Consider the following 12433-nt stretch of genomic DNA (forward strand, 5'->3'; position numbering starts at 1 on the left):
TCACCCTGGACGCGGCGGTGCAGCGAGCTTCGGCGCAAGGCCGTCATCGGGGGACTGTGCACATCATGCGTGGCTCCGTGGTCGCCAGGCTTGCAGCGATGTGCTGAGTTGACGAGTACAAAAACTCAGCACACCCGTTCAATGACGACTTTGCGTAATGCGTAATCATCTCGTCAATTCGACCAACCAAGCGGAACACATCATGCCTATCGCAAAAGCAGCTCCTGGCAAAACCCTGCTCACCCCGACCGACCACACCCTGATCATGATCGACCATCAATCGCAGATGTCCTTCGCGACCAAATCGATCGATGCCGTCACCCTGCGCAACAACGCCGCACTAGTGGCCAAGGCAGCCAGGGGGTTCGAGGTGTCGACCATCCTTACCACCGTCGCCGAGAAAAGTTTCTCCGGCCCGATCTTTGACGAGATCAAGTCGGTGTTTCCAGATCACAACGTGATCGACCGCACCAGCATGAATACGTGGGAAGACGAGCGAATCGCCGTTGAAGTCAATGCCATTGGCAAACACAAAATCGTCCTCGCCGGTCTGTGGACTTCCGTGTGCATCGTCGGTCCGGCCCTGTCGGCTATCGACCAGGGTTTCGAGGTGTACTTCATTGCCGATGCCTGTGGCGATGTGTCCATCGAAGCCCATGAAATGGCCGTGCAACGCATGATCCAGATCGGCGCTCGCCCGATGACGTCGCTGCAGTATCTGCTGGAACTGCAACGTGACTGGGCCCGCACCGACACCTACGAAGAAACCGTCAAGACCTCGATCGCCAATGGCGGCGCCTATGGCCTGGGGCTCATCTACGCCAAATCAATGTTCCATGCCTCTGAAGGCCATTGAGCAATGACAGCGGCTGCGCACAGGCGCAGCCGCTTTTTTATTCGCAACCTGGAAACAAGCCATGAGCGCCTCCTCAAGCGGGCCCACACGGCCCTCCTTCACCTCGAAAAAAAAACACTCCAAGGCGCTTCGGGGCGCGGGCAAGATGACCGAACCCCGTACACCCTTCCTGGTATGCGTATTGTTCATGGGTACGGCCACAACGGCGATGGCGGCCGAGCCTGCACCATCCAGGCAAGGGTTCGTACAAGGGTCGACGCTTGAGGTGCTCAGTCGAAATTTCTATCTCAACAGCGACTATCGATCGCCGTCCCCGGCAGGCAAGAACTACAAAGAGGAATGGGCTCAGGGTTTCATCACCTCGTTCGAATCCGGGTTCACCCCGGGCACGATCGGGGTGGGCATCGATGCCCATGGATTTCTGGGCTTGAAGCTCGACGGTGGCAAGGGACATTCCGGGACGGGGTTATTACCTCTGGATCAAGACGGTCACAGTGAACACAGTTACTCCAGTGGGGGTGGCGCCCTGAAGCTGTCGGTTTCGCGAACGACGCTCGCGTTCGGTGAAATGACCGTTGAAACCCCGGTGTTCGACACGGCGGACAAACGCCTGCAACCGGAGTACGCCACCGGCCTGCTGATCGACAACCGCGAAATCGACGACGTGCATCTGCTGGCCGGTCACTTCACCGCGTTCAAGAATCAGGACGCGTCCACCGGCAAGGGCGACTTCTCCGGCTACGGGGCGAACACTCAACGAGGCGGCATCGATTTTATCGGGGCCAACCTGTTCGAAGGGCACCCGCTGGGCGGTGCCCTTTATGCTGGCGAACTGAGCGACACCTGGCGTCAGTACTACGCCAACCTGCACCTTAGACAGTCCGGACTGTTCCTCGACAGCAACCTTTACCGCACCCAGGACTATGGCGAGGCCGCGGCAGGGGCCATCGATAACACGGCCTACAGCCTGTCGGGCAAATACACCACCGCAGCGCAGGCGTTCACCCTCGCCTATCAGAAAATCAACGGCGACACCCCCTTCGACTTCGTCGGTGGCGATTCCATCTACCTGGCCAATTCGATCAAGTACGCCGACTTCAACGGCCCCCATGAACGCTCCTGGCAGGCACGCTACGACCTTGACCTGGGTACGTTCGGTCTGCCGGGGCTGAAATTCATGGCCCGCTACGTCACCGGCCGAGGCATTGACGGCACCCAGGCACCCCAGGGCGGAGCGTATAACCCCTTCGACCCGGTCACCGACGATTACCAGCCCCAACAAGGGGATGGTGGCCGGCATTGGGAGCGCGACCTGGACCTGCACTACATCGTGCAGTCCGGTCCGGCCAGGAATTTGTCCCTGCAACTGTCTTATGTCACCCATCGCGCGAATAGCGCTCAGGCCGGCGATGACATCGACCGAATTTATGTGGTCATCGAATACCCCCTTCAACTGGGGCCACTCTGATTCAATCGCCGGGCCATGCGGATGTGGCAGCAAGGCGCTTGCAGCACGGCAATCGCTCATCGTTTCAGGCAAGCCCCGGTGTCCTCCATACAGCGCGGCTGGTTAATGTTTTTTAAGCTTTGCTTAAGGACTTTAAAGGGGGCCACCGCACAGACTTTCCTGAACGATCAGGAGAGCCGCCATGAATCTGCAACCGGTGAATTCAGACACGCCATACCCCCTCGCACGACCGCTGGGAGCCTTGTCCGGCTGGCAGGAGCGCCGCGCCAAGGAACTGATGCTGCGTGACATGGGCAGCTGCGTTCGCATCAGCGAGATTGCCGAACAATGCCACCTGTCGCGCAGTCATTTCTCCCGGGCCTTCAAAAAAATTACCGGCCAATCGCCCCAAGGCTGGCTGGTCAGGATGAAAATCGAAAGAGCCAAAAGCCTGCTGATCACCTCGATGCCGATTACCGACGTCGTCTATGCATGCGGTTTCGCCGACCACTCGCATTTCACCCGCACCTTCAGCCGCCTCGAAGGCATGACGCCCAAGGCCTGGCGCCGGGCCTGCGGGCTTTTTTCAGCCGGCGCCGACCGGTTCCAGCGGCAGGTTGAAACAGATCCGCGCACCCTGCTCACAGTCCTGGACAACGAGCGTCCCGCCATGCGCGCCGATCACTGACCTGCAGATGGCCAACCCCATGCCCATGCCGCTGCCCTTGGTGGTGTAGAACGCATCGAAAATCCGTTCGCGCTGTTGCGCGCCGATGCCGGGTCCGTTGTCCTGCAAACAGACCTGGACATGATTGTCCTTGACCGTGGAACCGATGATGATGCGCCCATCCGCAAGTCCGGCTCCGGTGATGGCCTCCAGGGCATTGATGATCAGGTTGTACACCACCTGCTGGATCTGCACCGCATCGACCCATACCGGGCATTGCGCTTCCAGACGGGTTTGCAACTGTACGTTGCGATTGGCCAGATCGGAGGCGGTCAGGCGCATGACTTCACGGATCAAGTCGTCGATCTGCACCGGCAATCGTTGCAACGGCGCCTGTTTGGCAAGCGTGCGTAGCGCCTGGATAATATCGGTGGCACGGGCGCTGTCTGAACGAATATCTTCCAGCCCCTGAATCGCTTCCTCCAGATCGGGATGATCCCGCTTGAGCCAACGCAGGCTTGCCGAGGCATTGGACAAGATACCCAGCAGCGGCTGGCTGATTTCATGGGCAATCGACGCGGAAAGTTCGCCCATGACTTTGAGGTGCGAGCTGCGCGCCAGCTCCGCCCGGGAACTGCGCAAATCCGCTTCCATCTGCGCGCGCAGCTGGTTGTCCTCGACCAGCCGCGCGTACAGCCTGGCAGTTTGCAGCGATACCGCCGCCTGGGAAGCGAGAATTTCCAGCATGGTCAGGCGCTCGGCGCTGAACAGCTCGGGCACCAGGCTGTTTTCCAGATAAACCAGGCCGATCAATGTGCCTTGCTTGAGCAACGGCAGGCACAACATGGAACGCGTCCGCCGCGGGTGCAGATCGGCGCTGTAGGCCTCGGGACAGTCCGCCCGGGCATCGTCGAGCACCAGAATCGTGCGCGTGCGCATGGTGGCGTTGAGCACCGAGGCTGGCGCCACCTGTTCGAGGGGCTGCCCGGCATCGAGAGCGACCCGTACGCTGCCGGCCTCGACAGAGGCCGTGGCCGCCAATTGCAGTTCGGTGCCGCTGACGATCATCAGCACGCCATGGTCGGCACCGGCCTGAATCATCAGGTGATTCATCAGGGTTTCAACCAATCGTTCGAGCAACACCTCCTGCGACAGCGCACGCGCCGCTTCGATCCCCACTTCAAGATCGAGCCGGACCTGGGTCACCGGCCGGACGGTCTCGAACGACGGCTCCGCACTCAGAAAGGGGTGCAAGGCCTCCAGTTGGCGCGCCTTGCCGTCAGCTCCCCAGAGCCTGTAGCAGTCGCGCGCCACGCGCAGGTGGTGATTGGCGCCGGACACCAGCCCGTTGGTCAGGCAGATATCAGCCAGTTGTTCATGGGCCAGCGCCTGATCATGGATGAAACCGGCCGCCGCCGCGGCGATCTGCGACTGATCAAAGCAGCGAATGGCAACCAGCTCCTGACCGCGCAAGCGGGCCAGCAACCCCTCGATCAGCAGCAATTTGCTGCGGAAAGTCGTCGGGTTGAGTTCGACCCATGCCACGAACCGCAAGCGATGCCGCTCGATCTTCTGCAGCTTTTCCCCCACCGCGTCCGGCACCTGCGCACTGCCCAGCGCCAGGCTGTGAAACAGGTAGTAATCGGCGAGATTGATATGCGCCGGAATGGACCAGGCCAGCGCAGCCGCCTCTTCGAAGCGCCACAAGGCGTAAGGGATATCGCCGAAATGAAAGGCTGACATGCCTGAATAGAGCCACGACCAGAACAACGTCGGCTGTGACACGCGAGTGCGATCGATCGGGCCGAAACGGTCATGTTCCAGGCCGTTCGGTTCGGGCAGCGGCCGGTGCGGGCGCCCATCGCGCAGATCGGTTGCATAGGCCTGTTGCGCCAGCAGGATGCGCTCGATATCGATGTAGTGAAACTGACGCACCCAAGCCAGGCCCTGCTCCAGCTCGTTCAATACGCCCTGCAAGGCTTCACCCATGAACAGCAGGTCCGAGCCGATGTGGTTGCAGGCATAACAGGCCATGCCCAGGTCGCCACCGGCCTGGCCGCATTCGAATGCGGCGAAAGCCTTCTGTCGGGCGTAGGCCATCGGCCGGGTCCACGGGCTGACCTGATCGAGCGCCACCAGTGTCCCGGTCCGGCCTGCTTCATAACCGTGCGTTTCGGTCAACTCAAGCGCCACTTCGGCAAAGGCCTGGCCATCCACATATTCACCATTGCGCTCGGCAATCATCACACCAAACCAGGCGAACCCGTAACCGCTGCTCAGCGTAGTGCCATGCGTCAGTGTGAGTTCGACCATCTTTGCCAGATGCAGGAAGCGGATGTCGTCATTGACGAAGAACGAGGAAATCAGTGTGCTGAGCAACTCCATCGCGGCTTCGATACGTCGATCATCGGTCTTGGGCAAATCAACCAGCTCGGCGATGCGACGGCCGCCGACGAGCTCACGGACCCGGTCGAAGGCCTGCGTCAATTGTTCCTGGGAAGGTCTGCGCTGCAGGGGAATGTCCAGCAGGGCCAGACCATTGAGCGCCTCGGTTATCGCCCCCTCGTAATCGGAGTGCAGGGTGCGCAAGGTGGCTCGTAAGCGAAAGGTTTTCGCGCGGTCGAGCGCCGTGACGGCGTGGCTCAGGCAGTCGTCGAGGCGGCGGCGGGCATCGGCCAGGTCGCCCAGGAGCATGTCGCACTCGGCCGCCAGCCATTGGGTAACGAACGCCTGGCTGTAGAGGTCCGTCCACCCCGTCCGCCCCAGCAGACGCTCGGCCGTACGCAGATAGCCCACGGCCTGCTCGACAGCGGCGGTGTCCCTGGCACGTTCGGCAGCTTCGACCAGCAGTTCGATAAATCCGGCGCGCCGATGCGCCTGCAGTGCAGCGGCATCAATGCGCTGGATCTGGCTGGCGACTTCGAACACACGCTCATGTACCTGCTCGCCCCATTGATCAAGCATCGCGGCGGCGATACGGGCATGCTCAGCGGCGCGGTCTGCGTCTGAAGACAGCAGACAGGCCGCTTCGAGCACACGGTCATGGGGAAACACCAGTTGTTCACGCTCGAGCAGCAGAAAACCCGCCTCGATCAAACCTTGCACTTGACCACTGATCTGTTGCGCATCGCCCGGCAACAGCCGGCGCAGCAGCGCTTCGTCACAGCGCCCGCCGACATATCCGGCAGTGCGCATCACTTCCCGCGCCATCGGCGGTAGCCGTTCGAGTCGCTGCACCATCAAGTCCGCGACGTTGTCGGCGTAGCGATAACCGTCCACTTCCTGCTGGTTCCAGACCCAGCGGCGACCCTGCACATCGAAGCGCACCAGGCGCTCATCGATCAACGCCCGCAACACCTGGCTGACAAACAACGGGTTGCCGGCCGTTTTATAATGCACAACCTGGGCCAGCGCCTCGATTCCGTCGAGATCCGTGTCCAGCTCAGCGGCGATCAGTTCGGCGACCGCAGGCACCGCCAATGGGCCCAGCATCACGCTTGCACAAGGCAGCGATTGCCCTCGGCCCAGCACCTGCAGCAGTCCACCTTCGCATTCCAGAGCCTGCGACTCGCCCTCGCGATACGCCAGGATCAGCACCAGATGCCGCGGCCGCCGGGCAACGAACGCCTGCAGGAACGACAGCGTTGAATCGTCCGCCCACTGCACGTCGTCCACAAACAACACGAGCGGGTGTCCGGGCTGGGCGAACGCCTCCAGGGCATCGAGCAGGGTCCGGTTGGCGCGATCGAGTGCATGCCGGGCCGGCATGTTCGGCAGCTCAGGCGTAACGCCGATGACCAGCTCGGCTTCGGGCGCCAGCTCCACCAGGAGCCTGCCCCGCCCCTTGAGCCGTTCGACCAGCTGCTCGCCCAGCGTCTGCAGCTCCAGAGCCGGCTTGCCAAGTAGCTGGGTCATCAGCGACCTGAAAATTTCCGCCAAGGGCGCAAATGGAATGTCCTGCTGCAGCAAATTGCTCTTGCCGCTGGCCCAGTAGCCCGGCGCGAGAGGACGGACACCCTGATGGATCAACGTCGACTTGCCCGCCCCAGGCGCACCGCCGACCAGCAGCACCCGGGCGATGCCATCGCTGCGCACTTGATGCATCAGTTCGGTCAGTTGGGTGCGTTCTGCCTCTCGACCGAACAGCCCATGACCGCAGGCCACCGAAGGCAATGCATCGAAAGCGCCCAGGCGGAACGCGTCGATGCGCTGGTGTTCGAGCCACTGCTGTTGGCACCAGGCCAGATCCGCGGCCATAGATCCGGCACTCTGGTAGCGGGCACCCGGCTCTTTCGCCAGGCCTTTGAGCAGCACCCGGCAGAGGCCTTCCGGCAGATCGGCGACATGCATCGCCGGAGATGGCGGCTGAACCGCGGCATGCACGTGCAGCCATTGGGACGGGTCGCGGGCGGTGAGCGGCAGTCGGCCGGTCAGCGCATGATAAAGAATCGCGCTCAGGGCGTAGACATCGCTGCGCGCATCAAAACAGGCGGCATCGCGCCGCACCTGCTCCGGGGCCAGATAAGGCCATTGTTCCAGGCCAGGCAGTTCAACGGTGGGCGTCTGGCCCGCGTGGCTGTGAAAGCCCAGGAGCCTGACCGAGTCGACGGCTTCCACTATCAGGTGATGAGGTTGCAGGCTGGCATGGCGCACGACGGTCTTCTGCACGTCGGCCAGGGCGGTTGCCGCCGACGTCGCGATGGCCAGAAAGCGCCCGAGGGGCTGACGGGTATCACCGAGCAGCTCACTCAGCGGCGTCCCCACCGCGGGGTAGACCAACACCGGGCCCTCTGCCGAGCGGATCAGCGCGACAGGGCCAATGGCCCGAGCCGGATCCAGGCGCAGGTGAACATCGCGCTCCAGCCGCTGGCAGGTGGCGGGCTGCTGTATCGGTGCCCGGGCAGCGAGCCAGCGTGTGCCCGACGACCGATCCTGGAGCGCGAACCAGGTCAGGTCGTTTTCCCGGCGCAGCAGTGTAAAGGTGCATTGTTCCAGCCAGGCTTCATCGTGTACGACATCGAGACTGTGGGAACCGGATGCTGAGAAAGGGCTGTGGGGCATGAACAATCACCGCTGAAGATTCGTTTCGGGCCTGGCCCGGGAGTATACGCAAGGCTCTGGCACGACGGCTGCGGCCGAACAATCCTGTCCGTCATCGGCACCATAATGTCCGTCGGGGAGCCCCGCTGCAGGCGGTTTTTCGCCCACGCAAATCACCACGCGTTATCCCACGGGATAATTGCTTTATACGGGGCCGTCCCCTAGCGTGTAGCCCTGATAAAGCGACGCTCCGCCGTCACTCTCCGTCAACGCACTGGAGACACGCATGATCCGACTCGGCCAAGCCACCATTTCCCTGGAACGGCGCGAAGCCTTTCTTGATGGGCAGCCGCTGCGTGTCGGGGGCCGTGCGTTCGAAATCCTCTCGCTGCTGATGCAGGCCGATGGCCGGATTGTCAGTAAAGATGAATTGATCACGCAGGTCTGGCCCGACACCGTCGTCGAAGAAAACAATCTGCAAGTGCAGATCTCCTCGCTGCGCAAGTTGCTCGGAGAAAAACAACTCATCCAGACGGTCCCGCGTCGAGGTTACCGATTATTGAAAGAACGTGAACCGCCGCTGCCCCTGTTCCATCCGCCAGCTCCGGGCACCCTGGCACCCGAGGATCGGCAGCCGATCGATCCTGACAGTGTGCCGGTGTTCATCGTCGATGATGAAGCCCGCGTACGCACGGCACTCAGCCGACTGCTGCGGGCCGAAGGCATCGCGCACCGCATATTTGCCTCGGCCGAAGAACTGCTCGGCGCCGAGCTCGACATCGGCCCCGCTTGCCTGTTACTGGACGTCAGCCTGCCGCAAGCGACAGGACTGGAACTGCAATCGGCACTCGGCGAACGCGGACACCCGTGGCCGGTCATCTTCATGACCGGTTTCGGTACCATCCCGATGTCGGTGCAGGCCATGAAAGCGGGAGCGGTCGAGTTCCTGACCAAACCGTTCAACGACGACCAGTTGCTGGACATCCTGCGCACCACCCGTGCGCGTGCAGCGACGGCGTTCGAACAGTGGCAACGCATTCAGACGGCCCGTCGACGGGCTGCCCTGTTGACCCCCCGTGAACGCGAAGTGCTGCCGCTGATCGTCACGGGGCTCTCCAACAAGCAGATCGCCAACCGGCTGGGCACGAGCGAAGTCACCGCCAAGGTCCACCGCAAACACATCATGGAGAAGATGCAGACGCGCTCGCTGGTGAGCCTGGTCAAGCTGTACGGCCTGATCAGCGCGGAGCCCGCGTTTGGCCTGGGCTCGTCATGACGACCGACCCTGGCAGCGCCACCCCGGGGCCATCGGCGAGCGCCGTGATCATCGTCTGCATAGTCGACGACGATGCCTCCGTGCGCAAGAGCCTGGCCAACCTGCTCCGATCGGCCGGATACCGCGCTCGGGTATTCGCCTCGGGCGAGGCGTTCCTCGGCCTCGAAGATTTCGATGACGTCGGCTGCCTGCTGCTGGATCTGAAAATGCACGGCCTGTCAGGGATAGACGTCCTGCGCGCACTGAAGCTCAAGGACAGGAAATTTCCGGTGATCTGCATGTCGGCACATTGGGATGAAGCGACCCTGGCCGAATCCATCCGCTGTGAGGCCATCGAATGCCTGCGTAAACCTTTCAGCGGTGATGTTTTGTTGGGTGCTGTCGAGATGGCGCTTCGATCTACCGATACTCAGTTCAGCTGAACTGGCCACGGAAATGATAAATTTATGCCTTCGACCATTTATCGGACAATTGCAAAACAATCAAAACGTCTTTCGCGTGCAGCTATCGGAATTAGTGTCCGTTGCGTTTACGGGCATCCAGTGAATCTGCATTGATGTTGGAGAACTATCATGACTACCGGCAATAAAAACCAGGGCAATGATAAAACGTCCTCTAGCGGCAAAAAAGGCGGCCAATCGGGTGGTAACTTTGCCAATGATCGCGAAAAGGCCTCCGAAGCCGGCAAAAAAGGCGGGCAACAAAGCCATGGCGGCGGACGTAAATCCTGAGTCGTTTTTGATCTGGGGGCGGCATGGCTGCCCCCCTTTCATGGCCAATGAGGTCAATCATGAAAAGCTCCGTCGAAAACCAGCGTTGCGCGACGCACCTGGAAAAAACTGCAGAACCTGACCACGAAACTGAATTGACATCACCGCCGGGTACGGCGCTGACCGAGAATCCCGCCGAGCGTAGTGTTCGCTCACCCGATTCCGCTTCCCGCCAGCCTGCGGCTACACAGAGCAAATGCTACGAGCACCGGCAAGGCAGCGCCCAGGCGGAACACAGTTCCGGGGCGACTCATAACCGTCCAGTCTGCGAACGTGGTTCTTGAAGAGCTCGCACCCCGCGCACGTTCAGCTAGCATTATAGAAGCGCGCCACGAGGCCCCCTTTATTTTGCGAGGTGACTCATGCCTGTCCACGTCATCTACTTCACCGCCCCGATCAATTCAGCGACCTGCGCCCAGCTGATCGATAAAGCCTCGGCAGCGGTACAGCAAGGGGCCGACAAACTGATCGTCAACATCGCGACAATGGGTGGTGAATGCAGTTATGGATTCACCATGTACAACTTTTTGCTGTCGTTGCCGATCCCGGTGCACACCCACAATCTTGGCACTGTGGAGTCGATGGGCAACATCGTGTTCCTGGCTGGCGAGCATCGTTCGGCCTGCCCCCATAGCAAGTTTCTTTTTCATCCGTTTCACTGGCACGTGCAAGGCTCGGTCGATCATTCGCGCATGTCGGAATACGCTATGAGCCTGGATTACGATCTGGACTTGTACGCGCGCATCGTCGCCGAGCGCACCGCTGACGCCAGGGAAAAACTTGAAACGGAAACCTACCTGATCGCCGCGCCGCGCATTATCGACCCGCAACAAGCACTGGTATGTGGTCTGATCCAGGCAATCGAACCGACGCTGATCGACGCGTTATCGATAACGTCGACCATTCATTCCTGAAATCGGCATCAACGCGCAACGGCAGTCGATGCCAGTGGGGATGAATCCAACTCGTTGATGCAGACCACTTTAGGCTGCGTCATGTCTTCATACGCAAATCGAACACCTTCGCGCCCCAGGCTTCCGTACTTGAAACCACCGAATGGCATGGCATCGAACCGATAATCGGAAGAATCATTGATCATCACGCCCCCCGCTTCAATCTGTCGCGCCAGCTTCAAGGCTTTGGCAATGTCACGGGTGAAAAGACCGGCATGCAAGCTGTACTCTGTTGCGTTGGCCAGGGCGATAGCGTCTTCCAGCTGGTCAAAAGGCTCCAGGATAACCACCGGCGCAAAGACCTCCTGCTTCCAGATCGTGCTGCCATGCCTCACATGCTCAAGCACTGTCGGCGCGTAACTTCCCGCCTGGCGATGGTGCCCACACAGAAGGACGGCACCCTCGGCCAGCGCCTCATTGACCAATTGCTCGGTACGACGCGCCGCCTGTTCGGTAATCATCGGACCTACATCCGTTGCTCGCTGGTCAGGATCGCCCACCACCAGTGCGCGCGTCTGGCTGACAAAACGTTCACGGAAGTCCTCATAAATTGAACGATGAACAAGGATGCGCTGGGTGCCGATGCAGTTCTGCCCTGCGGCCCAAAAGGCACCGGACACACAGGACTCCACGGTGGGTTCGATATCGCAATCTTCAAGCACGAGAACCGGGGCATTTCCTCCCAGATCCATCGCCAGCTTTTTCAACCCGGCGCTACGAGCAATGGCCTCTCCCGTGGCAAAGCCACCGGTAAAGGAAATCATGCGGACTTCGCGAACCTCCACCAACGCTTTACCCAGGTCGACGCCACCGGTAGCCGGGGTAATCACAGAGGGTGGAAGACCCGCTTTCACCAGACACTCAACGAGCTTGAGTGCAGACAACGGCGCGAGTTCCGAGGGTTTCAGAATCACGGCATTGCCGCCGGCGATTGCCGGGCCGAGTTTATGGGCGACCAGATTCAGCGGATCGTTGTAGGGCGTGATTGCGACGATAAGTCCCAACGGTTCCCTCGTGAACCAGCCTTGACGCGATTCCGATCCTTCATAAGCCCCAAACGGGATCACTTCCCCGGCGTTACGACGCGCCTCCTCCGCCGAGAGCTTCAGCGTGTTCACGCAACGCTTCACTTCCTTCTCTGCCTGGCGCAGTGTTTTTCCCGCCTCTGCAACGATCAGCCTGGCAAATGCTGCGGACTCAAGCTCCACACACCGGGCCGCGTCCTCCAGTATGCGTGCACGCAGGTGACGAGGCATTGCCGCACTCTCGCGCACGCCGATCCGCGCGCGTTCCAGCAAGCCAGGAACGGCGGCGGCATCGAGGCAAGGGACGCTCCCTACCAAGCGACCATCGAATGGACTGAACACATCAATCTGTTTGGCTTCAACAAGCTGGATACTGACCATGCTGGATACGCTCATGAC

9 protein-coding genes are annotated in these 12433 nt (G+C 60.9%); 7 read left to right on the forward strand and 2 right to left on the reverse strand.

Annotated elements, in window-relative coordinates:
- Nucleotides 1-202 precede the first annotated feature (202 nt).
- The 3 genes from J2W17_RS12520 (at nt 203) to J2W17_RS12530 (ending at nt 2991) form a co-directional block, all read left to right on the forward strand.
- The gene (locus J2W17_RS12520) at nt 203-856 is read left to right on the forward strand and encodes a hydrolase (RefSeq protein WP_307334033.1); all 654 of its coding nucleotides are present in this window, start codon (nt 203-205) and stop codon (nt 854-856) included.
- A gap of 145 nt (nt 857-1001) precedes the next feature.
- Nucleotides 1002-2324, forward strand: coding sequence for an OprD family porin (locus J2W17_RS12525; protein WP_373459978.1), 1323 nt, complete (start codon nt 1002-1004; stop codon nt 2322-2324).
- Nucleotides 2325-2505: 181 nt separating this feature from the next.
- Complete coding sequence (locus J2W17_RS12530; protein ID WP_307334035.1) at nt 2506-2991, forward strand: helix-turn-helix transcriptional regulator; 486 nt, start codon at nt 2506-2508, stop codon at nt 2989-2991.
- Here J2W17_RS12530 and J2W17_RS12535 read toward each other — a convergent pair.
- Nucleotides 2890-8031 (reverse strand): trifunctional serine/threonine-protein kinase/ATP-binding protein/sensor histidine kinase, encoded by a 5142-nt coding sequence (locus J2W17_RS12535; RefSeq protein WP_444965460.1) that lies wholly within the window; start codon nt 8029-8031, stop codon nt 2890-2892. The two genes, J2W17_RS12530 and J2W17_RS12535, sit on opposite strands and share 102 nt — an antisense overlap.
- A gap of 265 nt (nt 8032-8296) precedes the next feature.
- Between J2W17_RS12535 and J2W17_RS12540 the strand changes: the two genes are divergently transcribed.
- The 4 genes from J2W17_RS12540 to J2W17_RS12555 all read left to right on the forward strand — a co-directional run bounded on the left by J2W17_RS12540 (nt 8297) and on the right by J2W17_RS12555 (nt 10970).
- Nucleotides 8297-9286: a response regulator gene (locus J2W17_RS12540; protein WP_307334037.1), complete on the forward strand. Its 990-nt coding sequence runs from the start codon at nt 8297-8299 to the stop codon at nt 9284-9286.
- Complete coding sequence (locus J2W17_RS12545; RefSeq protein WP_307334039.1) at nt 9283-9708, forward strand: response regulator transcription factor; 426 nt, start codon at nt 9283-9285, stop codon at nt 9706-9708. Before J2W17_RS12540 ends, J2W17_RS12545 begins: the two co-directional genes overlap by 4 nt.
- Nucleotides 9709-9858: 150 nt before the next feature.
- Nucleotides 9859-10017: a general stress protein gene (locus tag J2W17_RS12550; protein ID WP_307334041.1), complete on the forward strand. Its 159-nt coding sequence runs from the start codon at nt 9859-9861 to the stop codon at nt 10015-10017.
- A gap of 401 nt (nt 10018-10418) precedes the next feature.
- A complete protein-coding gene (locus tag J2W17_RS12555; protein ID WP_307334043.1) occupies nt 10419-10970 on the forward strand; it encodes an ATP-dependent Clp protease proteolytic subunit in 552 nt (183 codons plus the stop codon).
- Nucleotides 10971-10978: 8 nt separating this feature from the next.
- Here J2W17_RS12555 and J2W17_RS12560 read toward each other — a convergent pair whose 3' ends face one another.
- Nucleotides 10979-12430, reverse strand: a complete 1452-nt coding sequence (locus J2W17_RS12560; RefSeq protein ID WP_307334044.1) for an aldehyde dehydrogenase family protein — start codon at nt 12428-12430, stop codon at nt 10979-10981.
- Nucleotides 12431-12433 lie beyond the last annotated feature (3 nt).

This window comes from Pseudomonas lini, from assembly GCF_030812475.1.
GTDB lineage: Bacteria > Pseudomonadota > Gammaproteobacteria > Pseudomonadales > Pseudomonadaceae > Aquipseudomonas > Aquipseudomonas lini_A.